We start from the raw sequence: 25487 nt of genomic DNA on the forward strand, positions 1-25487 counted from the left end.
GGTTGTCGACGCCATTAAGCCAATGAGACGCAGGACACTAAGCTGTCATTAGTGAGCCAAAATTTAGCTGTCAAAAGACCTGACTTAGGGAGAATTATATGAGCAAGCAACTCAACGTCGCATTTATCAAGGCGAGCTGGCATGCAGATATTGTCGACCAGGCTTTAGCCGGATTCAAAGCCGATATGGACGAGTCCGGCACTGACTACACGTTGAACGTGGTTACCGTACCGGGGGCCTATGAAATTCCGCTTCAGGCAAAGCGCCTCGCCCAGAGCGAAAAATACGATGCCGTAGTAGCTGCCGCACTCGTAGTGGACGGCGGCATTTATCGCCATGATTTTGTTGCCCAGGCAGTGGTTGACGGGTTGATGCGAGTTCAGTTGGACACCAATGTGCCAACGTTTTCGGTGAGCCTGACTCCACATCACTTCCACTCAAATGACGAGCACCAGACGTTCTACTTTGAGCACTTCGTCAAGAAGGGCGCAGAGGCTGCGCGCGCGGTGCGTGCCATCGCAGCGTTAGATCAGTAGCGCCAGCAGATAATTTACAAATATAGAAGGGGAGTCGCGCTTGCAAAGCGCTGCTCCACCTTCTTTGCTTTTAGCTATTTGAATACAAGACCTTCAAGGTCTCATACATACCGCGACGGCGGTTGAGTGGACCGGGCCCCGCCGTTCGCATCAAAACAGCTTCACCCAGAGCTTGCCAGAAGCCTTCGGTGGGCATCGAGGCCGGCGGCATGATGAACCAGCAGTCAGCGTATGGGTTGGTCAATGAGTAAGCTTCGCCATCGGTGCGCTCAGAATATTTCTCTCGTGGCCGGCGATACAACGCGCTTGGAACACCTAATTCCAAGATGCTGGCAATGGCATGGAATCCAAGTGACGTATGCGGAACCTCAACTACCCCAACGGGTGGCTCCGAGACGGGAACTGCTTCCCAATCGATAATAGTCATCGCTCCTCCTTGAGTGAGACCGGGCCCAATTGCCCTAATCCGACAGACTACCCAAGAACCGGCAAAGCAAATATTCTGCAAGTCCTCGGGTGCAACTTGTTACCAATTGCGACCGTGCATGCAACGCATGGTTTGAGGCTAAAGCGTTCTTGACAAGTTCAGACACCGCTCCCATCAGTGAGCGCACGCCTAAAACCTACTTGACAGTAGCTGTAGAAACGGTGTGTTCTAACCATGGGTGAACAGGTGTTTACCCTTTTGTGATTCAGCTATTTTGTTAGGCCACTGCCGTGCCGATTCGTTCCGTCCCTTCATGGGCTACCACCACTGTCCTGGCCCTCTGCGGAATGGTCGTGGCACTCCAGCAAACCCTTGTTGTTCCGCTGCTACCGGATTTTCCGGTGATCCTCGGTGTCTCCGCAGAAGACTCATCGTGGCTGGTCACCGCTACACTGCTCAGCGCCGCAATTTTCACCCCGGTCATCTCACGCATGGCCGACATGTACGGCAAACGCAAGATGCTGATACTGGCGCTGGCCGTGATGACCGCGGGCTCGCTGGTGGCAGCAATTGGAGGAAGTTTCGGCGCACTGATCGCGGGCCGCGCAATGCAGGGATTTGCCTCCTCCCTGATACCCGTCGGAATCTCAGTACTGCGCGATGAACTTCCCAAGGAAAAAGTAGCCTCAGCCGTGGCGCTGATGAGTGCAACCCTGGGCATCGGTTCGGCCTTAGGCATGCCAATGTCGGGCTTACTTTATAACGCTTATGGCTGGGAATCTCTGTTCTGGGTTTCTGCTGCACTGGGGCTGGTCTTCCTCGTGGGCGTGCTGCTACTGGTCAAAGAATCAAAGATCACCACACCGGGTCGTTTCGACATCGCCGGCGCACTGGTGCTTTCAGTTCTTTTGACCGCCGCATTGCTCGCAATTTCCAAGGGTGCCAGCTGGGGATGGGCCAACCCGCTCACGCTGGGTCTCTTTGCCCTTTCGCTCGCATTGCTTGCAGGCTGGATTCCATTGCAGTTGCGGGTCAACCAACCCATGATTGATCTGCGCACAGCCGTCAAACGTCCCGTATTGCTGACCAACGTCTCCTCATTTTTCCTCTGCGTAGCGATGTTCGTTAACATGCTCATCACTACTCAGCAGCTACAGATTCCCGAACAAACGGGTTACGGCTTTGGCCTCTCGGTACTAGTTGCAGGTTTGGCCATGGTGCCCTCAGGCCTGGCTATGGTTGCGCTTTCCGGCGCGGCCGGTGCCATGCTCAACCGCTGGGGCGGCAAACCCACCATTATCTTTGGTGGCGCCATCATGGCGTTAACCTACATTGCCAGAGTCTTCCTCGATGATGCAGTGTGGCAGATCATTGTGGGAGCCACACTGGTCAACGTTGGCGTAGCGTTCTCCTACGCGGCGATGCCTACACTGATCATGAGTGCGGTGCCAATTACCGAGACTGCCTCCGCCAACGGCGTTAACGCACTGATCCGCTCGCTAGGCACCACAGTAGCCAGCGCCTTGACCGGACTAATCCTTGCCACGATGGTCGTTGAGTACAACGGCGTTCCCCTGCCGTCGCTCAACGCAATGCACTTGTCCTTCTGGCTCGCTGCGTTGGCCGCAATCATCGGCATCGGTATTGCGCTATTCATCCCTAGCAGCAGCCCAGCGCCTAAAACTAAGATCAATGTCGAAGAGACCATGGTTCATGGCCGGGTCATAATGACTACCCGCCCCGGATCCCAACAACCAGCCATCGTGACTTTTGTCCGCGAGGATGGAGTACCTGGTGACTGGGCTCGTACCGACCATGAAGGTCAATTTAGCGCGGTACTGCCTGGACCTGGCCGTTACGTAGTGGTCGCCAACGCCGCAGGGTGGGTCCCCAGCTCCCATTTAGTAACCTTCTCCGAAGGCATCACGGAACATGACATTGAACTGCACCATATGCTCTCGCTCAGTGGCGTGGTAGCTTCCGGTGAAACCGCAGTGGCCGGTGCGCTGGTAAGCCTCAGTGCGGGTGCCGGTGACTTCATTGCTGCGACTCACACCGATGATCTAGGCGGATACACCTTGGATCTTCCTCCGGTCGGTACCTATGTGCTGACGGCAGCTTCACCGCAGACCGAGACAGCGGCGTCAGTCAAGGTCATTTTGCGTGCCCGAACCGAACGGGTTGATATCGAGCTCCCCGCATGAGCACGGACAACGGGCGGGCACGAATTCGCAAAACCGCCGCTGAACTCTTTGGCGAACGCGGATTCCACGATGTCACCGTGCGCGAGATCGCCGAAATCGCCGAAGTCTCCCCCGCGTTGGTGATCAAGCTTTTTGGCTCCAAAGCGGAGTTATATACGGTCGCTAGCACGGTCACGGTCCCACTCGCGGATTTGGATCTCCCGCGCGAAAGACTTGGCCGGGCCATGGTGCAACAGATCCTGAATCGCCGCGAGGATGACGTTATTGATCCGTGGCAAACGTTAGTTCCTCGGATCCGGCAATCCCCTACCCCGAAAATCACGCAACAAGAGTTGCGTGAAAAGTACCTCAATGGGGTCGCTCATATTATTGGGGATACCACTGAAGACCGTCGTCATGCCTCCGCTGTGGCCTGTCAACTGCTCGGGTTGGCCGAAGGGCTCCGGGTGTTGGGATATTTCCCTGCCGAAGAATTTGATTCTGATGATGTGGTTGAGCAGTACGCATCCGCTGTGCAGATCCACATCGATAGAGCAGCTACTGCAGTCTAATACAGAAAGAAATAGGCCAGGCCACACGAAAAGTCCGTGTGGCCTGGCCCGTGCTTTTGAGCAGATGGCGCTAGATTACGTGGTGGCCCAAAGCCCTGAAGCATCATCAAATGACAGGCTCTCGGTGACGCGAATCTTTGCGTCGTTCAGTGCCTTTTCAGGCACGTCGAAGACAACCTGGTAGACGCCTTTGCCGCCTTTTGTCAGGGTCGGAACGTCCGTGGCTGGCTTTGCAGGGATCGCCATGGAGGTGGTCGTGCTATAGATACGCGAATCGGCGCCCACAAGTTCTGGCTGCAGATCAATCCACGCGTCGCCCTCTTCGTCCCCGTTGTAGACCACCGAAAGATCTACCAGAACGTAGCGTCCCTCAGCTTTGTCGTTATACGGATTCGCCTTGGCGATTGCCGCGTCAGCTTTCAGGTTGACCGCACTCACGTTGACAGAATATTCGCCAATCGTTGTTGCCTCGCCCACCTTGAGCACGGCGGCCTCATCCGCTGCCTGCTCGATAACCTTCTCTGGGGCCGCGACTTCACCATCCGCAGCATCTTCAATGGCTGCTGAAACACCATCTATAGCCTTGACGTACACGGCTTGTGTAACAAATACCAGAATGATTGCCACGATAGCGATCATGCTTGAAGCAATACCCAGTCCTTTGCTGCCGCGGCGCTTGGCGGCGATGACCAGTGAAACAATGCCCAAGATGAGGGCGACAAAACCGAGTACCGCGGCAAAGTTATTTACAATCGGGACCCAGCACAGGGTCAGAGCAACGATAGCGATGACCAGGGCAGCAATGCCTAGACCTTTACCTGCGGAGGATTTAGCGGGCGGGACCGGCGAGTGCGGTGCGGGCTCCAATGGAGTTCCAACAGTCATGAATTTCCTCAAGTGATGGCAACGCTGAGAAAAGCGTTGAGGTGAACCGCTCACTACCCCATGGTCGTGAGACGATTTGAATCTTGGTTGATCCATCAATGACGTTACGGTCAAGCTCCGACACTTTAGCGTACGCGTACTTTAAAAGACCAGACGCTTGATGATGCGCCGCTAAGAAATTACCCGCTGACCACGGCAATATGGGCCAGGAGTCAACGCCGTACGAGTTGAGAAGCCGCGCTGGTGGCGTCGGCATCAACGCTGCCGCCGGTGAATACTTTATGGAATGCGCCCAGCCGCGTTAAGCAACGTACAGCACCACCGTCGCTAGCGCTTTCCCAGTCCGCGGGAGGCGAATGCGGCGGTCAATTGTTCAATTGTTGGTGCACCTTGCAGACCAAGCGGGGTCGAATAGACACGGCAGGATAGCTCTTCGGTGGGTGCACCTGGGAAAAGGTCTAGACTATCGACGGCAATCGTCGGAGATCCGGCGAATTCGGTGCCACGCACATCTGCGCACGTTTTCATCACCCGATGCTCCACCAGCACTCCACCAATTCCTAGTAATTCGAGCGCTGTCTCAAGGCGGTTAGATGCCACGGCGGAATTCGGACAGTCTTCAATGACCAGCAATTGGATGCGCAAAGATTTATCTTCCTCGAAAAGTCCTTGGTGGATAACTAGTTACTGAGTCCCTCTGCCGTCACCGATGGGCTGGAAGTTGATTCCTGACACCGCAATAGCCGCACCCAATCGCCACGACGACACGCTGAGCTGCAAACAATTCCGAGCCTACGCGGTGTCTGTTGCAGAATTCAGGTATGAGTAGCACCGACGAAATCCTCTATGGCCGAGACACTCTACGCTATGTCAGGCTGGCCCTGCTGGTGGTGCCACTGCTGCTCATGGTGGCCATCGTGATTTATGGTCTGCTAAACGGGAAGGTCGAAGACTCGATTAGTTCCTATTATTTGGGTCCGAGCCGAGATCTCTTTGTAGCGATGCTCGTTTCCACCGCAGTTCTGCTGGTGGTCTATAAGGGCGCCCCGCTAGAAGACTACGCACTGAACCTCGCCGGATTCTACGCAATCTTTGTAGCGCTAGTACCGACCAGACTCGGCCAAACGCTGTCGGCATTAAGCTCATCTGCGCAAATTCAGCTCATTCGGTCCGTGCAGATCTCGGTAGTTGCGGTCTTAGTCGTATCGGCGGTGTTTGTCTGGCTTGAATGGAAAACCAAAAAGTGGACTCCACGCGCTTTACACACGAGCAGACTTAGTACGATTCTGAGCGTATCGAGCACCGTGGCACTCGTTGCATTTATCGGCTTGCTGTTTTGGCGAAGCATAGAAGGCACGGACTTTGCTGGAGTTCATTACGCCGCAGCCTTGTTGCTGATCCTCAGCATGGGCGTAGCGATTGCCAGCCATCTGGGACGCGAAGACCTCTGCACGGTAGATACCAGCGGCGGACGCCCGATACATTATGCGGTGCTGCTGATCCTGATGGCGTTAGGCATCATAGGCTGGTTTGTGCTCAATGCTTTATCGATAGCCCAGGCGTTATTTATTGTCGAATGGTACGAAATCGGCCTGTTTAGCTACTTCTGGTATTTGGAGTCCCGCAGACTGTGGGAAGCTCCAAGGCTCCGAGAAAAACTCGGCAGCTAATCCGGGTTAAGTGCCAAAAAGTGTGTACAGAAACCCCTCAAAACAACTAACCACTAGGACTAACACCACCAACACATGCTTTGAAAGCATGTACCGTGGCAAAAGTTGCGAATCAACCCCTCTGCGATGTATGCGGAAACAAACAAGTAAAAAACGGGAAAACCAGCGCTGGACGCACCCGATGGCGATGCAAAAACTGCGGCGCGTCCAGCACAGTATCCCGCCCAGACATCACCGCCAAAGCCCAGTTCGAGTCCTTCCACCAATGGGCCACCGGAAAGCTCTCAGTCAAGGAAACCGGCACCGCCCGCTCCACGTTCTTCCGCAACACCAACTGGTGCTGGAACCTGCGCCCCAGACTCGAAGCTACGGGCGAAAAACACCGCTACCTGATGCTCGACGGAACCTACTTCAACGGCTTCTGCGCCCTCACTGCCTACAACGGAGAACACATCACCGACTGGCAGTTCTGCGACCGCGAAAAGTACGCGTCCTGGACGCTCATGCTCCAACGGATCCCCGCACCAGACCGCGTCGTCGTCGATGGGCACGGCTCACTAGAACCGGTGATCAGATCATTGTGGCCAGAGACAAAAATTCAACGCTGCCACTTCCATATTCGCCAGAACATCCATAAGCACCTCACCCGCAATCCACGCACCATCCCAGGTCAGCAATTACTTACCCTGATCAAAGCGCTCAAGGACATCACTGACCTGACGCAAGCACAAAAATGGGAAGAACAGTTCTTAGCATGGCGGGCCATGCACGAGCAGACACTCAAAGCCCGCACCTACGCCACAGAAAATATTGGCCACAGGCCCTCGCACGTGAGCGCAAATCAGACATGGTGGTACACGCACCTGAGGCTACGCCGGGCCGATTCGCTGATCCACGGTCTATTGAAGAAAAAGCAGTTGTTCACCTACTTGAGCATGGCTACGAAAGACGAAAAGCTTCCACGCACCACCAGCCCGTTGGAAGGCGGCATCAACGCCGGCATCAAGGATCATTTAAGGCTGCACCGAGGGTTGAAACCGAAGCATGCGATGGCCTTAGTGAGTTGGCATTTGTATCAACGAGCTGAGAATCCCAAAGACCCGTGGAGCTTCGTCGAGCCGAAACACTGGTCCAGGAAACGGGTTCCCAAAGCGGTGGTAGAAGAAGACCTCGGGCCGGAACTGTATGGCCAGCATTTCAGTTGGGAAGACGGTAACGGAGTCCAAAAAGGATGGTCTGGGAACAGATGACATCTTTATGACTTGAGTTCCATACACACATTTTGGGACTTAACCCGGATCCAGGATCCAATACTCGCTTCCAGATGTGAAAAGTCCCGATCCGCAGTGCGGATCGGGACTTCGTAAGCTCCTCCAACTGGACTTGAACCAGTAACCCTTCGATTAACAGTCGAATGCTCTGCCAATTGAGCTATGGAGGAATGCAACGAGATATAACTTTACCCGAAGCTCAACTAAAAACCAAAACCAGATGCTTAGGTGCCCCGCAGTATGCGTCGGCGCATTTCAAGTTCCATTAGTTCCCTGTTGATCTGGGCGTATTCCTCACCCTCGGGCTCCATTTCGGCACGCTGCAAGCGCCCAATAAGCTCCGCCTTGCGGTGTGTGATTTGAAGCTCAATCAGGCCATTGATGATGTCGGAGCAATAGCGCGCAAGGTTGTGTTCATCCGATGCGGGAATGCTCGTCACCGCGACCTCGGAGACGTAGGAACGCAGCTGCTCGGGAACCTCATCACGAATGACTTCAACCCATGAGGAAGCAGAGGCTCCGGCAGCGCTGGCTGCCACGATGCCGTCATGCACTGCTGCATGCACTGGTGCCATGAAACGAGCCTCGTAAAAAGCCTGCCACTGTTCTTCGTTGAGCCGGTGTGGCTGCTGAATTACGACTTCCAGCGCCTGGCGTTCTAATCGCATGACCGGGTCGCGGCTATCGGGGCGCTCAAAAGCGTTAGCCGATGCTTGTTGCGCTTGCCCCTCGCTCTGGTTACCTCGTGTATCTGGTGGAGTATTTTTGGGCAGCCGGGCGCGTTTGATGGAAGCCGCTACCGAGCGGTTGACGTCTTCGTTGTTCATTCCCAACCAGCCGGCGAGTTCCCTCGCGTAGGCCGGGCGGATCGATGAATCACGAATTTGCGCAACAATGGGCGCGGTCTGCCGCAAGGCCTGCACGCGTCCCTCGACGGTGTTCAGATTGAACTTCTTCAGCTCAGCACGTATCGCAAATTCAAAGAGCGGGCGCTTAAGTTCTATGAGTTCGCGGACCGCCTCATCACCCCGATGCAAACGCAGATCGCAGGGGTCTGCGCCATTTGGCTCCACGCACACATAGGTCTGCGCGATAAAACGCTGGTCTTCGTCGAAGGCACGCAATGCTGCCTTCTGTCCGGCGGCGTCACCGTCAAAGGTGAAAATGACTTCACCACCGGTGCCATCATCTTGCAAGAGTCTTCTGGCAATTTTTATGTGATCGGTGCCAAAGGCCGTGCCACAGGTAGCGACCGCCGTGGTGATGCCCGCAAGATGGCAAGCCATCACGTCCGTGTACCCTTCAACCACCACGATCTGTCTGGTCTTGGAAATCTGTTTCTTTGCCAGATCCAGACCATAAAGGACTTGAGACTTCTTATACAGCTGTGTTTCAGGGGTGTTCAGATATTTAGGTCCCTGATCATCGTCGTATAGTTTACGTGCGCCAAAGCCGATGGTGGCTCCGGACAGGTCACGGATGGGCCACACTAAACGCCCACGGAAACGGTCATAAATTCCGCGATTGCCTTCTGCGAACATGCCCGTTAGTTTCAGTTCCTCGTCAACGAAGCCCTGGGCACGCAGGTGCTTGAGCAATGCGTCCCAACCCTTAGGTGCATATCCGACGGAGAAGTCCGCGGCAGCCTGGGGTTCAAAACCGCGCCCGCTCAGGAAGTCACGGGCGCTCTGAGCCTCTTCGGAGGCCAGCTGGGTCTGGAAGAATTCCTCGGCCACCTTGTGCGCATCGACCAGACGCTGACGCTTGCCGTAGTCTTCGCGGCGCGGCCCGGAGCCTCCGTCTTCGTAGTGCAGTTCGTAGTTGATACGAGCCGCCAGCGACTCGACGGTTTCGGAGAAAGACGAATGATCCATCTTCTGAATGAACGCGAATACGTCCCCCGACTCACCACAGCCAAAGCAGTGAAAGGTTCCCAGCTGGGGACGAATGTGGAAGGACGGACTGCGTTCGTCGTGGAACGGGCACAGTCCTTTATAGGAACCCACGCCCGCAGATTTGAGCGTGACGTAGGATTCGACGACCTCACGGAGGTCGATGCGGTTACGCACCTCGTCGATGTCTTCTCGTTTAATCAGCCCTGCCATGATTCCCATTCTAAGAAGTTGCGTTCGGCATTGACCGAGCGCGTCACGGGCTGTGCATGAAGCTCAGCCTAGAAAAGCTTTGGTTCGTAACTTTCGCCCTTGACCAGCGACGCATGCCATTCCAACGCCGAAGCGTCGGTCAGTGAGGCTACCTGATCGATGACCACACGCAAGCGTCCCTGTTCATTCGCGGCATCCTTGTAATCCGCCGCGAAGATCGGTTCGAGGTATTTATCTTCATTATCTGACAATAGATCCACGAGATCAGTCAGTATCTGCCGTTGTTCCAAATACATCGGCTGAAGCTCTTCTTTAGTCATCACAAAGTTTGCGGCAATCCCTTTCATCACCGCAATCTCGTGTTCGGTCTCCTCTGGGACGATCAGCTGCGCGTTGTAACGGGTGAGGTTTCCCTGCCCATACTCGCTGCGCGTGGCATCCATCGCTGCTTGGCAGAACCGACCAATAAATTGGCTGGTCATGTCTTTGAGCGCGGCCCGCGCCCGGCGCGAACCATCGGCATGCGAAACCCACTCTGCCGAAGCTTCCAGCCGTGCCAGCGCCGCATCGATATCCGCCTCATCCGTGGTGGGCAGGTACCAATCCTTGGTCACCTGCAACGCACGGTCACGCACCGAGGATTCCAACAGCCAACGCAACTGAAAACGTCCGCCGACAATCGCATCTTCTACGTCGTGGACCGAATAAGAAATATCATCGGCCAAGTCCATCACTTGGCCTTCCATGCAAACTCGTCCAGCCACCGAATCCGGTCCGCTGCGCAACCAGTCAAACACCGGTTGGTCATCGGTATACACACCGAACTTCTTGGTCTGCTTCCCATTACGCAGCGGGGCTTCTTCACGTAACCACGGGTATTTACACGACGCATCCAAGGCCGCCCGTGACAAATTTAATCCTGCCGAGTGGCCGTTGTGCCGAAAAGTTTTTGTTTCCAAGCGGGTCAGCAAACGCAGAGTCTGCGCGTTGCCTTCAAAACCGCCAATGTCTTTGGCCAGTTTATTTAATGCTTTTTCACCGTTATGTCCGAAGGGCGGGTGCCCCAGGTCATGGGCAAGACAGGCGGTATCAACGATGTCTGGATCGCAGCCCAAGGCCGCTCCGAGTTCGCGTCCCACCTGCGCTACTTCCAAGGAGTGAGTCAGCCGGGTGCGCACAAAATCGTTGAGCGTCGGAGAGACCACTTGGGTCTTGGCGCCCAGCCGGCGTAGCGCCGAGGAGTGCAAAACCCGAGCGCGATCACGTGCGAACGCGGTGCGATACGACTTCTTAGCCGGCTCGGGTACCCAACGTTCCTGATCAGCTTCGGTATATCCGTTGATCTGGGTCATATAACGAGTCTAGTGACCTTTTGAGCCACTCGCTGACTTATCCACCGGAGATGTCTAACTCGGCGGCTTTAATCATCACTCGGTGCTCATCACTCATCTCCCGGGTGGACAGCCATCCGTCGGGCAGGTGGGTTTTCTTCGGCGTTCCGGCGCGGCCCCGAGTTCCTTCTGCGGCCGTACCCGGGTATCCCAGATCGAGATCGAGTTCATTCAGTAGTTCCCGCAGTCGTTCCAGGGAAGGCACCTGGGCCAGCTGTGAGCGAATGTCGCCGCCCACCGGGTAACCCTTGAAGTACCAGGCGATGTGCTTGCGGATATCTCGCATCCCCTTGCCTTCATCTTCAAAGAATTCGGCCAGCAGCTCACCATGGCGGTACACGGTATCGGCGACCTCACGCACTCCAGGGCGGAACCGATCGGCGCGGCCTTCGAAGGCTGCCTGCAGGTCACCAAAGAGCCACGGACGGCCCTGGCAGCCACGGCCAATAACCACTCCGTCTACGCCGGTCTGCTCGACCATTTCAATCGCGTCTTCGGCGCTAAAAATATCTCCATTGCCCAAGATAGGCATATCTGGCATGGCCTCACGCAGGGTGGTGATGGAATCCCAATCAGCCTTGCCCGCATAGTACTGACGCGAGGTGCGCGCGTGCAGGGTCACCGCGGCGGCGCCGTGGTCGCGAGCGATCTTGGCCGACTCGATATACGTCAGGTGATCATCGTCGATACCCTTGCGCATCTTGATGGTCAGCGGCACCTCGCCCTTGGCTGCCTCCGAGGTTGCAGCCTCAATGATGGAGGTGAACAGGTCCGTTTTCCACGGCAGCGCCGCTCCGCCTCCCTTACGGGTTACCTTTGGCACCGGACAACCGAAATTCAGGTCAATGTGATCTGCTCGGTCTTCATCGATGACCATGCGCACTGCGGCACGGACGGTATTCGGATCTACCCCGTAAATCTGGATGGATCGGAAGTCTTCATCTGGATCGTGGGAAATGATGCGCATCGATTCGGTATTACGTTCTACCAAAGCGCGCGCGGTCACCATTTCGGTGACATACACGCCACCACCGTATTCACGGCACAGTCGACGGAACGCCCGGTTGGTAATGCCTGCCATCGGAGCCAAGATCACCGGTGTTTCAATGGTGTGCTTGCCCAATTGCAATGGAGGCAATTCGAGAGTCGGAACGTCGGTCGACGTACTAGTTTGGGTGGGAGAAAGAATCGTCACTAAACCAGTATCTCAAATATGCGCAAATCGCGGGTGAGATCTTTATCAATTCGGTACGTTTCACAGCTGGTTTATTCATCAGGCAAAAGGCAAAATTAGGGTATGACAAGTAATTTTTCACTAGTGCGCTGGGTCTTGGCGGGTCTCGGCGCGCTATGTGTGGCGTTGGTTATAGCCGCATTAATCTCGGTTGCGATGCGGCCGACCGCGCCATTACTTCCACCGAATACCGCGCAGGGGGTCATCCAGCGATATGTCATGGCCATTGCCGACGGTGATATCGCAGAGGCCAAGGGCTACGTAGCGAATACTGCGGTGACTCAGCTCTGTGATGCGTACACTGCCGAGAGCCAAGATCTCAACGTTGACCTGCTCGGTACGGTGATCACTGGTAATCAAGCGGTGGTTACCGTGAATTTTGTGGACAACCCCGGTGCCTTTGATTCAATCTTCGGGATCGGCAGTTACCCAGAAACCTTCGAACTGAGAAAATCCGCGGACGAATGGAAAATCCAGACAGCACCTTGGCAAGTTAATCTTTGCACCGACAAAGAAATGATCGGGTACTGATCATGAGTACACTATCTAGCCCACGGTCGAATCCGGCCGTCACCAGCCTGCGCCAACTCATCTTGCATGGACTGCTATTCATTGTGCTCATGGTGCTTGGGTCGGGACTGTCCACCTTGATTACGATGGCTCTTCGAGGTTTTGTCCCCACCTATCCAGGGTCTTCAGAAATAGCGGTTGGCCTGTCATTCACGCTCATCGCAGGACCTTTAGTGTGGTTCCTTTGGGGTCAGCTGAAACATAAACTGCCTACGTTGCAACCTGCCGATTCGGCAATTTGGACCATACAGGCCGCGGCGGTCTACTTGATCGCCTTGGCTATGTCCGCAGTGTCCTTGCTGCGTTTATTCTCCGAGCTCATCGATCCGACGCGGGCCACCGACTGGCAACCAATGCTAGGGGCCGCGCTGGGCTGGGGCCTGATTTTCATCTGGCAATACCGGATCCTCAAGAGCCCCACATATGCGCCGACACAAATACCCTCACTTCCGGGAGCATTAGCGGCAGCTTTTGCCCTGGTGTTATTTGCTATCTCAGCGGTGACCCTGCTGCAGTTAGCCTTAGTTGAACTCATTACCCCGCAGCCAACATTGATTGGTCCGGCCTCGGCATTGCCTGGCCTTCTGAGCGCCGCGGTATGGGCCGTGGGCGCAGGCGTGTTGTGGTGGTGGCAGTGGATCGTTCGCCGCGTGCACCGGATGGTCGATGACTTCACAAATTTCCTATTTATTCTGCTTTGTGTTGCGATCCCTGGCGTAATCACCCTGTTTAGTGCCGCAGTGTTGCTCGGGTTGCTCCTTCCCCTACCTGGCGCAGCAGACGGTGCCGCCGCTGATCTCGAAAGCCAAGCACCGCTCTTGCTTTCCGCGGTCTTGGTGGGTTCTATGACCTGGCTTTATCACCACGCAAAGAGTGCATCGCGCCCTGCCCATGTCGCCGAGGCTGCGCGCCAGCTGATCAGTGGCGGAGCACTTGCGATCGGGGCCAGTGGGCTTGGCATGGTGATCAATGCGCTTCTGGCGGGCCTCGGCGGCGGCTATGCGACTGCCGGTTCAACCAGCGTGTTGCGCTACGGTCTTGGATTGTTGCTTATCGGCGGCGCTGCATGGGTATATTTCTTCCGCCCTCAGCGAGCGTCAGACCCCGCAAACCGGCGTATTTATCTGGTGCTGTTCTTCGGAGTCAGCGCGGTAGTCGCATTGATTTCGCTGCTGGTGATCGCTTATCGGGTGTTTGAATTCTTGTTAGTCACCACCGGTTCGGGAAGCTTGCTCGACGTGATCCGGGCGCCTTTTGGCTGGCTGATAGCCACCGCGGCCGTGGCCGCATATCACTTTGTACTGTGGCGCGCGGACCGCGTACGCATGGCTGCCGAAGCGCCGACGATCCCTCCAGTGTCCGCGGCGCCAACGCCAGTAAAAACCTTGATGATTGTTTCGCCATATGGCTGCGAGCTACTACTGGATGAACTTCTAAAATTGCATTCCACACAACTTCACTGGATTCCGGCGGTCGGCCAGCCACCTGAAAAAGAGAAATTACTGGAGTTGATTTCCGAGATCTCCACATCGCTCACTACCGAACCCTCCGGTTTGATGGCAGTGATTAGCACCTCTGGCGACACTGAATTCATCTCCCTTGCCTCGCCGCCGGTTCTAGCTGAATAAAATTTCATCAAGGTTTTCTCCTGACGACCACCCGCCATCGCCCTCATAAGGCTGCGATGGCGGGTTTCGTTTTCTCCAGCTGGCCTTTCCCTTTCCACCCGCGAGGAAGGTGTTGGCATTTTCGGACTTTTCCTAGAGTTGACACGGTGGACAAGCCGCTAAAACAAGGAATCGTGGGGCACATTTCTGGTACGGGCGTCCCTACGCCGCTTGCTGGGACTGTGTACACCATCCGTAAAATTCCGACCAATAAATTCGTAGGACTTGGTCTGACGGCCGTAATCGTGACATAAAAATAATAAAGAGATGATATCGTGTGCTTTTGTGCCACTAAATAGGTGAGCATAACCTTACCAAATGAGGCTCGATGCGCACTCAACTGCAGATCTCCAGTGGCCCTCTGACGAGCCAAGACGAAGGCCCAACTCCACTGAGCGCCATAGACGATCCGTCACGTTCGGAACCTTTCAGTGCCCCCGAAACTGATCCAGAACCAAAATATGCCGGCCTAGCCACCAGCAATGCAAAGCGCATGCTTGGATTCGTCGTGGCGATGCTGGCCCTTAGCTTCTGTGTAGTTCTGTCGCTCGCAGTCGGAGCCAAATGGATTGCCCCCGTGGATGTTTTCAACAGCATTCGCGGCATCGGGACGCCAGAAAATATGGTCATAGTCAACGATTTGAGAGTCCCTCGAACTCTGATTGGACTCTTGACCGGATTGGCGCTGGCTGTTGCAGGCGCTCTAATTCAGGCACTGACCCGCAACCCCCTTGCCGACCCCGGGATTCTTGGAGTTAACGCTGGAGCCGCATTCGCAGTGGTTATCGCCGTTGCCGTCTTCGGACTCGTGAATATCACCGATTACATTTGGTTCTCATTTGGCGGAGCAATCATCTCCACGCTGCTGGTGTATCTGATCAGTTCCCGCGGCCGCGCAGGAGCTACCCCGATTAAGCTGACACTTGCGGGAGTCGCACTTGGAGCGGTACTGGGCGGTGTCTCCAGCGGCATTACCTTACTCAACCCAGAGGCCTTCGACCGAATGAGATATTGGGGCGCTGGGACATTAAATAACCGGACGTTGGAGATGGTTCTGGTGGTATTGCCATTTATTCTCCTCGGCACCTGCCTGGCGTTTTTCTGCACCCGTTCGTTAAACGCGATTTCCTTGGGTGATGATCTGGCACAGGCGCTGGGGAGCAACGTGCAACGTACCCGAATAACGGTCATCGTTGCCGTTACCCTGCTGTGCGGCGCTGCTACAGCCGCGGCCGGCCCCATTGGCTTTGTTGGTTTGATGATTCCGCATATCGCTCGTTGGATCGTCGGTGCAGATCAGCGTTGGATCGTGATCTACAGCCTGGCGTTGGGTCCGGTTCTGCTGTTGCTTGCGGACGTCATTGGCCGCATAGCGGTTCCACCGGGCGAATTGCAGGTAGGCATCGTAACCGCGTTTGTCGGTGCCCCAGTACTAATTTTGCTGGTCCGGCGGAAGAAAGTTAGTGGGCTATGAGCATCGAACCGAGCATCAAATATCCGGTACAACGAGTCAATTTCGGTCCCGGCCAAATTATTCTTGCATCGTCCAAGGGCCGCTATTCCATCCGCATGCAGCGTCGTACCGTGGTTGCTGGCGTCGTGATTGCCGTGGTCGGCGTGGTGCTAGCACTGTGGTCCTTGGCCACAGGTGAAATTAGTTTCACCGCCACCGAACTGCTGAACACGATCTTCGGCAGTGGTACCGCAGCGAGCGAACGAGTGGTGCTCGCTTGGCGTCTGCCACGGGTCGTCATGGCTCTAGCCCTCGGCGCAGCCTTGGGTGCCAGCGGCGCCATTTTCCAATCGCTGACTCGAAATCCTTTGGGAAGCCCTGACATCATCGGTTTTAACACCGGCGCATACACCGGCGCTCTGGTAGTTATTTTTCTGGCCGGCGGAGGGTATTTTCAGATCGCTGCCGGAGCCTTAGCCGGTGGTCTCATCACTGCGGCGCTGGTTTACTTGCTGGCCTACCGCCGCGGGTCACAAGGCTTTCGATTAATCATCGTCGGAATTGCGTTTAGCGCGCTCCTTGCATCGTTTAATTCTTGGCTAATTATTCGCTCCGAGCTGGAAGAAGCGATGTCTGCCGCCGTGTGGGGTGCGGGCTCGCTGAATGCCATCGGGTGGGAACAGGCAAAGCCTGCGCTGCTCGCAGCCATGGTGTTTTTTATTGCGGCCGCCATGATGGCTCCGAAAATGCACATGCTGGAGTTGGGAGACGACGCTGCCAACGCCCTAGGTATCAGGGTTGAACGCTGCCGTCTGCTGCTGATGGTTGTCGGGGTGGGGCTTACCGCACTCGCGACGGCTGCGGCCGGACCCATTTCTTTTATTGCTCTCGCAGCGCCTCAACTTGCCCGTCGGATAACTCGCAGCGCGGGTGTGCAGCTGGGCTCTTCAGCCATTCTGGGCGCAGTATTTCTGCTGCTCAGCGATGTGATTGCCCAACGGACTATCCCTGATACGCCACTTCCGGTTGGTGTCATCACGGTCAGCGTTGGTGGGATTTATTTGATCTGGCTATTGCTCCGGGAAGCGAAACGAAATTGAGAAAGACAAGTGAATTGATACAAGCTGATCTGCCGAATGTAAAGAGTCACCAACACATCCTTAACACGGGGAATCATGAGGATTTAGCTACTTCCCGGTTGAATGGGCACGATCTGACTCTGGGATACGAACAGCGAATTGTCTCTCGGGGACTCGACGTGAACATTCCCGATGGTTCATTCACCGTCATCATTGGGCCAAATGCCTGTGGAAAATCAACGCTTCTGCGCGCGCTTTCGCGTCTGCTCAAACCAGTTGCCGGACAGGTGATCCTGGATGGAAAACCCATCCACAGGTTGGCCGCCAAAGAAGTGGCCAAACGATTGGGATTGCTACCCCAAACCTCGATTGCCCCGGAAGGAATCACCGTCGCAGATCTCGTTGCGCGCGGCAGATACCCGCATCAGAAACTGCTCTCGCAGTGGTCAGCAGCCGATGAGCAGGCAGTTTCGGAGGCCTTGCAGGCCACCAAAACCGGTTCCCTCTCACACAGGCTCGTCGATGAACTTTCCGGTGGGCAGCGTCAACGAGTCTGGGTTGCGATGGTGCTCGCGCAGCAGACTCCACTGCTGCTTCTCGATGAGCCGACCACGTACCTGGATATCGCTCATCAAATAGAGATCATGGAGCTATGCCGGCAGCTCAACCGCGGCAACGGGCACACCGTCGTTGCGGTACTCCACGATCTGAACCACGCCTGTCGCTACGCCAGCCATCTAATCGCCATGAAAGAGGGCAACGTCGTGGCAGCCGGTGCACCGCGAGAGATTATTACCGAAGAACTCATTCACGAAGTCTTCGGGCTTCACAGCAAGATCATCGAAGATCCCGTTTCCCGCACTCCCCTAGTGATCCCCTTGGGCGACTCCGGCAGCTGGGAATAAGCATCAGCCTGGAAAACAAGCCGCACTTCAAGCGGTCTCAAAAACACCGCATCACATCAAATGAAAGAAGTACCGAACATGATTGGTTCCAACCGAGTCAAGCTACTCGCAGCCCTTGGCCTTGCGGCCCTCTGCGGCCTAACTAGCTGCGGGGCGCAAAGTGTGAACTCCGCACAGGCCGACCCGTCGCCAACACCTTCGCAGGAGACTTGGTCATTTACCGACTCCTCCTATCAAAAGACGACCACGCTGGAGCAGGCCCCGGATTCGGTTGTCGTCGATTCCTACTCTGCTGCCGCATTGTGGGATTACGGGGTCCGTCCAACAGGGGTCTTCGGATACGGCTTGACCGAGGACGGCGGACTATCGGTAGGCAACGCGGACGTCAGCCAGATGACTATCATTGGCAAAGACGCAGAATTTAATCTGGAGAAGCTGCTGTCTTTGGACCCCGACGTGATCATCGGCTACGGCAACGCCGAAGGTACGGGTTGGACGTGGTGGGATGAGAAAGTGCAGTCAGAAGCCACTTCCACTGCGCCATACCTGCCCATCAAATCCAGTGGACGCCCCATCCAAGCGGTCATTGACGACTACGCAGAGCTGGCAAAGGCGCTTGGCGGAGACACCAATTCCGCCTCAGCCGTTCAAGATAAAAAAGAGTTCACCGATCGGATTAACACGCTATGTGAGATTGCGGAGCAAAAGCCCGGGCTGAGAATCATTGCACTCAACGGTTACGACGACCTGTATGTTGGCCAGAGAACCATCGGTCAGCTTGCCCTGCTAGAAGACCTCGGATTCGAGATTTCCGGCCCCACTGACAAGAGCGCCTGGGCCTCGCTTAGTTGGGAAAAGGTCGGTGATTATCCTGCAGACGTGGTGCTGAGCTATTCCGGAACCGCCGAACAGGTCAAAGACCATCCGGTATTCTCCTCACTGCCAGCCGTAAAAGCTCAACAAGTTGTCGAATGGGATGACAAACGCCCTTATACCTACGGAAGTTATGTGCAATGGTTTGATCAGCTGATCGATATCCTCCAAGATGCCAAGGCGCTGAACTCCTAACGGCCAGCGGTCCGAACTTACGCGGAGATCAATACAGTGGCGGTTCCCGAACGAGTCAGTGCTGAACCGTTCCGGAATCGCCACTGGTTTCTGGCACAAGCCGGAACGAAACATTATCGAAGAAGTAAAAACCTCTCGCCCCCAGAACGGAAAACTCGGCCAACTTCATCCGAGCTGAGAAGCCAAAGGCCGCCTAGCGGCGGCGTAACTTGGCACTTCCGCCACCGCTCACCGAGGCGAGCGCGACTGCCAGCAGCGTCAGCGCGGTTCCGGCCACGGTGGCGAAGCTGATGTGCGAACCGGCGGTGGGCACTACTAGATCAAGCAACAGGGATCCGAGCAACTGGCCGCAGATCATGCACAGCCCGGTAAACAGCACACCCAAATGCCTGACCATGAATGCTGAGACACCGATAAACACGCACCCGAGCAGACCACCAACGTAGTACCACCACTGAGTGGGGAAGCTACCTTCGGTGGAGGCTATGGGTAAACGAATCAGGATGATCATTGCCAGCATGAGCGTGCCCACCACAAAGTTCATGAGTGTGGCGGTCAACGGGTGTCCATAAGCCTGAGCTTGGACTCCGTTGGACGCAGATTGGTAGCCCATCAGCACGCCCACAATCAATGAGAAAAACATTGGGAACAGTAACGTCCCCAGCTCAACGTCGGTGACAATGCGCGGACTGACCGCCCAGACAACGCCTACCACCGTCAGCAGCGCGCCGATCATTCGAAGCGCACTGATCTTCCGCGGACCGGCTGGGCCAAAACCGAGGCGGTCAACGATCATCGAACCCACGGTTTGCCCGGTCACCAGGCTCACCGTAAAAAGTGCCACACCCACAATGGGTACCGCGGTGGACTGACTGACCACCACAAATGCACCGACCATGCCGGCAGCCAAATACCACCAGGGAAACTGACGTTGCCTAAGCACCCGCGGAATAGTTTGTGCGGCCCTACGCGGACCAGGCAGCAGCAGATGAATCAGCGTTAGAGCCACCAATCCCACCACAAAGCTGACCAGCGCGGCGGCAAAAGGGTCTGCTAATCGCACTCCCAGGGCGCCATTAACGCGGCTCTGAATTGGCATCAGCAACCCGGTAGCCACCGCGATGATCAGATATGCCAGTCTCGTCCCTGGGCTCAAGGCCGGGCTTGCGGATTGATTCACTACTTACGTCTTTCTCAAATGTGTGACACAGACTTTGTGCCGGGAGAACAAAAAACGGGACCAGTTCAAATGAATTGGTCCCGTTTTTGATTGGCTTAGCTACTGTGGTCGCTAGCCAGGATATGCGTGGTCGAAATGACCGTAGCCTGCTCCACGCTTGCCAGTGCATCAACCAAGGAGGAGAGCACAAACATCGAGGAGTCGACTTCGAGCTTGACCGGGTATTGGTACACCAGCATGGCCACCAGGTCACGGATCGACTCGGCAACCTGATCATCGCTGTATTCCGGGTTGAAGCCCACCAACACATCGGTTGGTGACTCTTCGCGCGCCGGAATGTAGCTAATCGCGAATGCCATGATCTTGCCGCCGTCAACACGTGGCCGGTCACGCAACACGATGGCCCCTTGGGCACCGGTGCGGTCATCGAGCAGCATCTTCTGTGCCGAGCCCAAGGTCATCTTGGCCGGATCCCACTGGTGGGTGGCGTTGTAGAAGTCCATCACCAGTTTGGTCAGCTCTACGCTGCCGGTGGCGATGTCCTCGATCACGCGGTCATTGGTGTCAAACACCGGTTCGGCCAGCGCACCGGGTTCAACAATCACATCACGCGAAACCTGAATCTCGCCCAAACCCAGCGCGCTGCAGAAGCCCTGTGCTGCGGCTGCCGGATCCCCGGCAGTAACCGTGTAACGCGACTTCAGCTCGGTGCTCTGCCCCGCAGGAATCAGTTCACGTAAACGTGCCACCAAAGCAGTGCCCACACCTTGTCGACGCTGGCCCGGAGCCACCTCAACATAAAGCCACAAACGCTGCGGGTGCAACGAGGAAGCAAAGATGACGCCAGCACCAATGGCTACCGTTTCACTGGTAGCCACCAACGTGCGTGAAAACGGCGAATCGCTGTTCTCACGCAGCATCGTGCGGTCCTGATGGGCGTGCGGGGACAGCGGATCACCAAAGAGCTGCAGCAGTTCGAGGTCATCGCCCGAACGCCAGGGACGGATCTCTAGGTCGCTCATGCGCTCTAGGCTCCGTTCAGACGCTCGGATAGGTAGGTCGTAACCTGGTCCAAGGCCACGCGTTCCTGCGCCATGGTGTCGCGTGATCGGATGGTCACTGCCTGGTCTTCGAGGGTGTCGAAGTCCACGGTGATGCAGAACGGAGTACCGATCTCATCCTGACGGCGGTAACGACGGCCGATAGCCCCGGCATCATCAAAGTCGATATTCCAGCGCTTGCGCAGTTCCGCTGCCAGGTCCTTAGCCTTAGGCGACAGCGATTCGTTGCGCGACAGTGGCAACACAGCGGCCTTGACCGGAGCCAAACGCGGGTCCAGCTTCAGCACGGTGCGCTTGTCCACGCCGCCCTTGGTGTTCGGTGCCTCGTCCTCGGTGTACGCATCCACCAGGAAAGCCATCATGGAACGGGTGAGCCCAAAGGAAGGCTCAATGACAAATGGTACGTAGCGTTCGCCGGAGGCCTGGTTGAAGTAGGACAGGTCGGTGCCCGAAGCATCCTTGTGGCTAGTCAGGTCATAATCGGTACGGTTGGCGACGCCCATCAGCTCGCCCCATTCCGAACCCTGGAAGCCAAAGCGGTACTCGAAGTCGATGGTGCCGGCAGAGTAGTGCGCACGATCATCTTCCGGCACATCAAACTGGCGCAGGTTTTCTGGGTTCAGGCCGAGGTCCAAGAACCAAGCCCAGCAAGCATCCACCCAGTGCTTGAACCATTCATCGGCTTCTTCTGGTGCGGTAAAGAACTCAATTTCCATCTGTTCAAACTCGCGGGTGCGGAAGATGAAGTTACCTGGCGTAATTTCGTTACGGAAGGCCTTGCCGATCTGTCCGATGCCAAAAGGTGGCTTTTTGCGGCTCGCGTTGAGCACGTTGGCGAAGTTCACAAAGATACCCTGAGCGGTTTCCGGACGCATGTACGCCATACCGGCCTCGGTATCCAGTGGACCCAAGAAGGTCTTCATCAGGCCGGAGAACTGCTGTGGCTCGGTGAACTGGCCTTTAGTTCCACAATCCGGGCAGGCGATTTCGCTCATGCCGTCTTTTGGATCGCGGCCCTTCTTCGCAACGAATGCCTCAATGAGGTGATCTTCGCGGTGACGCTTGTGGCACTGGGTGCACTCAATGAGCGGATCGGTGAAGGTCTTCACGTGGCCGGAGGCTTCCCATACTGCCTTAGGCAGGATGATGGACGAGTCCAGTCCCACCATGTCCTCTCGCCCACGCACAAAGGACTGCCACCATTCGCGCTTGATGTTTTCTTTCAGCTCGGTGCCCAGGGGCCCGTAATCCCATGCGGAACGGGAACCACCGTAAATTTCACCAGCCTGAAAAACGAATCCGCGACGTTTCGCGAGGGAAATAACCTGATCAAGCTTGGACTGTGGCGCCATCTTCAACTCCAAAGGAAAGTACGAGGCCGCTGGTTGCGGTCCGTAGGAAACACATACCGCTTAAGCCTATCGCGTCTGTCTCGTGGGGCGCACACTTCACGGGTGGCCAAACCCAGCCAGTACCGTGTTTGATCCGCCACAAAAGCCGGTGCGCGGCTGAAAAGCATTCACAGTCCCTGCTCGATGCGAGATGATGGAAGCATGGCAAATTCCGAGGTATTCCCCATCCAGATCCGTGACGAATCCATTCGCCTAGGACAGCTGCTGAAGCTGGCGTCCTTAGCCGAAGACGGAATTCACGCCAAACAGCTAATCGAAGACGGTCAGGTGCTGGTCAACGGCAAGATCGAAACTCGTCGTGGCGCCCAGATGCGCAATGGAGACACCATCTCCGTGCGCGGCGAATCTGTAGTTGTTGAAACCGCATAATTAACGCTGAAGAGTTTGTGGCGGCGGCTAGGAATTCCATGCTGTCGCCACAAGTTTTTGCAGTTCATCAAGACTCAGCCCCATTGCCTGCGCATTGTCCGCCAGCGTCCGGGTCTCCGAAAGCAAACCGCTCGTGAGCATTTGTCCCGGATTCACCCTGGTTCCGTTGGCGCGTCCGGTACGCACCAACCCGGAAATTTCCAATTCCTTATATGCCTTGGCCACGGTGCCCACCGCCACCCGCAGGTCACCTGCTAATTGCCGCACTGGGGGAAGTTTAGTCTCAGCGGCCAGTTCCCCACCTTGGATCATCGCAGCCAGTTGCGCTCGGATTTGTTCGGATGGTCCGCTGGGATGAGCCGGTTCAAGAGTGATCACGAAGCCGTTCCTTCCTGGCGCACTTTTGTTTCGGCCGCCTTAACGCTGGCACCTATCCAGCCAGCCAGCTGCCCAAGAAGCAGCACCCCGACAACCAGTACGAGAATACCCAGTCCCGCTAAGCACAGCGCCAACGCGAGAGGCCACGGGTCGGTTGCCATCTGCGGGAGATTTTCCCCCGTATAGATTTCGCCCACAACATAGACCGCGTTATACCCGGAGTTGTAAATGGCTCCGGCAGCCATGAGAACCGGTGGAAGAAGCTGGAAACAGAGCGCCGCCGTAAAGCCGGTACTTAGGATATATCCGTTGTGCGTGCGTACCGCGTGATCGAACCCTTGCAGGGCGACGCTGCGAAGACTCGGGCGCCGGGCATTGATGTTCAGCGCCCACAACGTGAGCAGAGCACCAAGGACCAGTAAGGCCATCAGCGGAACTCCGTAGTACCATCCCGGAAATGGCCCCGTAGTTCCTTCTGTTGCCAATGATTCGGTGACCATCATATTTGCATCCACCTGCGCGCCGCTGAGCGCGTGAAAAGGTAGCTCTCGATAGCGTCCTCGCTCGTCCGGCGACGATGCAAGGCCTGCAATCACCAGTCCGACGAGGCTGGCAACCAGCAGTGCAGCTGGAGCGAGGACTGCCCATACCGGCCCGAACATTCTTGTCGAACGTGGGGTGAGATCTGCGCTCACCCGAGAATCGTTGTTTTCATTGGCCGCCAGAAGGTCGTGTGGAATGGGCCAACATATTAAGAGTAAGACGACCAGCACCCACGCACTGACTGGCAGGAGTACAAGATGAATTCCATTGGCTTTCGGAAAAGTCTGGTTCAGGAATAGAGCCAGGGCTCCACCGAGAATTGCCATTCCCATAGCGGCCAAGTTTCGACTGCGCATGGTGCGCAATATTTTCGAGGCAATCTCTGTTTCTTCCCTCGTTCCCCGATGCGCGAGAGCAACGAGGTCGGCACGCTTTTGAGCGAATACGCCACGGCGGATCAATAGGCTCAGAACGAGTCCAAATCCGAAAATTGCCAGGATGGGTACGAGATTGCTCATCTGCATTCCTTCGGAAGGGCAGAGGCTCAAGAACCCCTGCTTGTATCAGTAAACTAATACAAGCAGGGGTTCCCTCTTGTGTCAATAGAATGATACAAGGGTTCCAGGCAAGTACCGGCCGCCTTACGGCCCGGCTCTTCGGGCCGCACTCGGAGCTAAGATCCTCCTAAGCCTTGGAAGGCTCCAGCACCACCGCAGTAAGGAATTCACGAACATGCGCCATCTCCTGCGCGTTGACCGAGTGCAGCATATTTGTGTAGAGCACCTTGGTGAGATGAACATCGGTGGTCGCCCAACTATGGGTGTACTCAACTTTTTCCGCCGTAATCACCGGGTCCTCCTGATCACGTCCCCAGAAAAGCGGCTTGCGCAGCTGGCGGAGTTTTTCGTCGTCGAAGAAGCCGGTTCCTTCTTCAGGAACCGCGAAGCCGGAGAGCCCCACGACAGTTTTGATCGCCTCCGGCTGATGACGCAGCAACGAAGTGGCCACGGCCATTCCCATGGAGAACCCGAGCAGGCTCACCGAGGAGTGCTGCTTGCTCAACGGTTCAAGCCAGCTCCACAGATCGGAGATCGCGGACTTCACTTCGTTGAATGAGTAGTCCAGATCCTGCATCAGCGGGAACCAGGTGAAGCCCGGCCCCAGGGCTTGGGGTGCACGCACCGAGACGATAGTGAATTCTTCAGGAAGCATGGGCGCTAGTCCCATAAGGTCTTCCTCATTGGACAGATAACCATGCAAGAGCACAAGCAACGGTGTTCCCGCGCGTTCGGCTTCGGGCCGGGACCAGATGACAGTAGGATTCCAAGTTTTTTCGTTCACATAACAAGTCAACCAGAGTCCTGCGCGTTTCAATCCTCATCCGGGGTCACAGAGTCTTTTGTTGCAATTTCGTAAAGTTCATAAATCATCTTACATTCTGTTCATAAACATGTTTGACTAGTGACAATTATTCAAATACGCGGTACCAGCGGCCAAAAGCCTTGGGGACCAGCATGGACCAACTCGC

Annotated in this window: 24 protein-coding genes and 1 tRNA gene; 12 read left to right on the forward strand and 13 right to left on the reverse strand. The window is 55.9% G+C overall.

The window, feature by feature from the left end; genetic code table 11:
* Nucleotides 1–98 precede the first annotated feature (98 nt).
* Nucleotides 99–536, forward strand: a complete 438-nt coding sequence (locus VJ369_RS10000) for a 6,7-dimethyl-8-ribityllumazine synthase (RefSeq protein WP_324091922.1) — start codon at nucleotides 99–101, stop codon at nucleotides 534–536.
* 70 nt (nucleotides 537–606) lie between these two features.
* Here VJ369_RS10000 and VJ369_RS10005 read toward each other — a convergent pair whose 3' ends face one another.
* On the reverse strand, nucleotides 607–963 hold the full coding sequence (locus VJ369_RS10005; RefSeq protein WP_324091923.1) for a hypothetical protein: 357 nt from the start codon (nucleotides 961–963) through the stop codon (nucleotides 607–609).
* A 290-nt stretch (nucleotides 964–1253) separates the two neighbouring features.
* On the opposite strand from VJ369_RS10005, the gene VJ369_RS10010 reads away from it, so the two are divergent.
* Together VJ369_RS10010 and VJ369_RS10015 are read left to right on the forward strand one after the other, a co-directional pair.
* On the forward strand, nucleotides 1254–3167 hold the full coding sequence (locus VJ369_RS10010) for an MFS transporter (protein ID WP_324091924.1): 1914 nt from the start codon (nucleotides 1254–1256) through the stop codon (nucleotides 3165–3167).
* The gene (locus tag VJ369_RS10015) at nucleotides 3164–3718 is read left to right on the forward strand and encodes a TetR/AcrR family transcriptional regulator (protein ID WP_324091925.1); all 555 of its coding nucleotides are present in this window, start codon (nucleotides 3164–3166) and stop codon (nucleotides 3716–3718) included. The genes VJ369_RS10010 and VJ369_RS10015 overlap by 4 nt, the downstream gene beginning before the upstream one ends.
* A 75-nt stretch (nucleotides 3719–3793) precedes the next feature.
* Here VJ369_RS10015 and VJ369_RS10020 read toward each other — a convergent pair whose 3' ends face one another.
* On the reverse strand, nucleotides 3794–4603 hold the full coding sequence (locus VJ369_RS10020; protein WP_324091926.1) for a DUF4352 domain-containing protein: 810 nt from the start codon (nucleotides 4601–4603) through the stop codon (nucleotides 3794–3796).
* A gap of 327 nt (nucleotides 4604–4930) precedes the next feature.
* The gene (locus VJ369_RS10025; RefSeq protein WP_324091927.1) at nucleotides 4931–5248 is read right to left on the reverse strand and encodes a thioredoxin family protein; all 318 of its coding nucleotides are present in this window, start codon (nucleotides 5246–5248) and stop codon (nucleotides 4931–4933) included.
* Between the two features lie 176 nt (nucleotides 5249–5424).
* On the opposite strand from VJ369_RS10025, the gene VJ369_RS10030 reads away from it, so the two are divergent.
* Both VJ369_RS10030 and VJ369_RS10035 read left to right on the forward strand, forming a co-directional pair.
* Nucleotides 5425–6273: a hypothetical protein gene (locus tag VJ369_RS10030; RefSeq protein ID WP_324091928.1), complete on the forward strand. Its 849-nt coding sequence runs from the start codon at nucleotides 5425–5427 to the stop codon at nucleotides 6271–6273.
* Between the two features lie 95 nt (nucleotides 6274–6368).
* A complete protein-coding gene (locus VJ369_RS10035; protein WP_324091929.1) occupies nucleotides 6369–7523 on the forward strand; it encodes an IS1249 family transposase in 1155 nt (384 codons plus the stop codon).
* A 118-nt stretch (nucleotides 7524–7641) separates the two neighbouring features.
* Here the strand turns inward: VJ369_RS10035 and VJ369_RS10040 are convergent.
* From VJ369_RS10040 to dusB, 4 genes are all read right to left on the reverse strand, one after another.
* A tRNA-Asn gene (locus tag VJ369_RS10040) sits at nucleotides 7642–7714 on the reverse strand.
* A 54-nt stretch (nucleotides 7715–7768) separates the two neighbouring features.
* Nucleotides 7769–9649, reverse strand: coding sequence for a DNA primase (gene dnaG / locus VJ369_RS10045; RefSeq protein ID WP_324091930.1), 1881 nt, complete (start codon nucleotides 9647–9649; stop codon nucleotides 7769–7771).
* Between the two features lie 68 nt (nucleotides 9650–9717).
* The gene (locus VJ369_RS10050) at nucleotides 9718–11001 is read right to left on the reverse strand and encodes a deoxyguanosinetriphosphate triphosphohydrolase (RefSeq protein WP_324091931.1); all 1284 of its coding nucleotides are present in this window, start codon (nucleotides 10999–11001) and stop codon (nucleotides 9718–9720) included.
* A 37-nt stretch (nucleotides 11002–11038) separates the two neighbouring features.
* On the reverse strand, nucleotides 11039–12235 hold the full coding sequence (gene dusB, locus VJ369_RS10055; protein WP_324091932.1) for a tRNA dihydrouridine synthase DusB: 1197 nt from the start codon (nucleotides 12233–12235) through the stop codon (nucleotides 11039–11041).
* A gap of 102 nt (nucleotides 12236–12337) precedes the next feature.
* On the opposite strand from dusB, the gene VJ369_RS10060 reads away from it, so the two are divergent.
* From VJ369_RS10060 to VJ369_RS10085, 6 genes are all read left to right on the forward strand, one after another.
* A complete protein-coding gene (locus VJ369_RS10060; protein ID WP_324091933.1) occupies nucleotides 12338–12805 on the forward strand; it encodes a hypothetical protein in 468 nt (155 codons plus the stop codon).
* A gap of 2 nt (nucleotides 12806–12807) precedes the next feature.
* A complete protein-coding gene (locus tag VJ369_RS10065; RefSeq protein ID WP_324091934.1) occupies nucleotides 12808–14472 on the forward strand; it encodes a DUF5671 domain-containing protein in 1665 nt (554 codons plus the stop codon).
* A 367-nt stretch (nucleotides 14473–14839) separates the two neighbouring features.
* Nucleotides 14840–15985 (forward strand): iron chelate uptake ABC transporter family permease subunit, encoded by a 1146-nt coding sequence (locus VJ369_RS10070; protein WP_324091935.1) that lies wholly within the window; start codon nucleotides 14840–14842, stop codon nucleotides 15983–15985.
* The gene (locus VJ369_RS10075) at nucleotides 15982–17064 is read left to right on the forward strand and encodes a FecCD family ABC transporter permease (RefSeq protein ID WP_324091936.1); all 1083 of its coding nucleotides are present in this window, start codon (nucleotides 15982–15984) and stop codon (nucleotides 17062–17064) included. The genes VJ369_RS10070 and VJ369_RS10075 overlap by 4 nt, the downstream gene beginning before the upstream one ends.
* A 98-nt stretch (nucleotides 17065–17162) precedes the next feature.
* On the forward strand, nucleotides 17163–17948 hold the full coding sequence (locus VJ369_RS10080) for an ABC transporter ATP-binding protein (RefSeq protein WP_414652643.1): 786 nt from the start codon (nucleotides 17163–17165) through the stop codon (nucleotides 17946–17948).
* A gap of 78 nt (nucleotides 17949–18026) precedes the next feature.
* Nucleotides 18027–19016, forward strand: coding sequence for an ABC transporter substrate-binding protein (locus VJ369_RS10085; RefSeq protein WP_324091937.1), 990 nt, complete (start codon nucleotides 18027–18029; stop codon nucleotides 19014–19016).
* Nucleotides 19017–19209: 193 nt separating this feature from the next.
* On the opposite strand, the gene VJ369_RS10090 is transcribed toward VJ369_RS10085, so the two are convergent.
* From VJ369_RS10090 to VJ369_RS10100, 3 genes are all read right to left on the reverse strand, one after another.
* Nucleotides 19210–20196 carry a DMT family transporter gene (locus VJ369_RS10090; RefSeq protein WP_324091938.1) on the reverse strand — a complete coding sequence of 329 codons (987 nt, stop codon included), beginning with the start codon at nucleotides 20194–20196 and terminating at the stop codon, nucleotides 19210–19212.
* A gap of 95 nt (nucleotides 20197–20291) precedes the next feature.
* A complete protein-coding gene (locus VJ369_RS10095; protein ID WP_324091939.1) occupies nucleotides 20292–21218 on the reverse strand; it encodes a GNAT family N-acetyltransferase in 927 nt (308 codons plus the stop codon).
* 5 nt (nucleotides 21219–21223) lie between these two features.
* The gene (locus VJ369_RS10100; protein WP_096256719.1) at nucleotides 21224–22609 is read right to left on the reverse strand and encodes a glycine--tRNA ligase; all 1386 of its coding nucleotides are present in this window, start codon (nucleotides 22607–22609) and stop codon (nucleotides 21224–21226) included.
* 201 nt (nucleotides 22610–22810) lie between these two features.
* On the opposite strand from VJ369_RS10100, the gene VJ369_RS10105 reads away from it, so the two are divergent.
* Nucleotides 22811–23038, forward strand: a complete 228-nt coding sequence (locus VJ369_RS10105) for an RNA-binding S4 domain-containing protein (protein WP_105678708.1) — start codon at nucleotides 22811–22813, stop codon at nucleotides 23036–23038.
* Nucleotides 23039–23065: 27 nt separating this feature from the next.
* Here VJ369_RS10105 and VJ369_RS10110 read toward each other — a convergent pair whose 3' ends face one another.
* The 3 genes from VJ369_RS10110 to VJ369_RS10120 all read right to left on the reverse strand — a co-directional run bounded on the left by VJ369_RS10110 (nucleotide 23066) and on the right by VJ369_RS10120 (nucleotide 25300).
* On the reverse strand, nucleotides 23066–23416 hold the full coding sequence (locus tag VJ369_RS10110; RefSeq protein ID WP_324091940.1) for a GntR family transcriptional regulator: 351 nt from the start codon (nucleotides 23414–23416) through the stop codon (nucleotides 23066–23068).
* The gene (locus VJ369_RS10115; protein WP_324091941.1) at nucleotides 23413–24477 is read right to left on the reverse strand and encodes a hypothetical protein; all 1065 of its coding nucleotides are present in this window, start codon (nucleotides 24475–24477) and stop codon (nucleotides 23413–23415) included. The genes VJ369_RS10110 and VJ369_RS10115 overlap by 4 nt, the downstream gene beginning before the upstream one ends.
* A gap of 166 nt (nucleotides 24478–24643) precedes the next feature.
* Nucleotides 24644–25300: a dienelactone hydrolase family protein gene (locus VJ369_RS10120; RefSeq protein WP_324091942.1), complete on the reverse strand. Its 657-nt coding sequence runs from the start codon at nucleotides 25298–25300 to the stop codon at nucleotides 24644–24646.
* Nucleotides 25301–25487: the final 187 nt, after the last annotated feature.

Source organism: Glutamicibacter sp. (assembly GCF_035257265.1).
In the GTDB taxonomy this organism is placed as follows: domain Bacteria; phylum Actinomycetota; class Actinomycetes; order Actinomycetales; family Micrococcaceae; genus Glutamicibacter.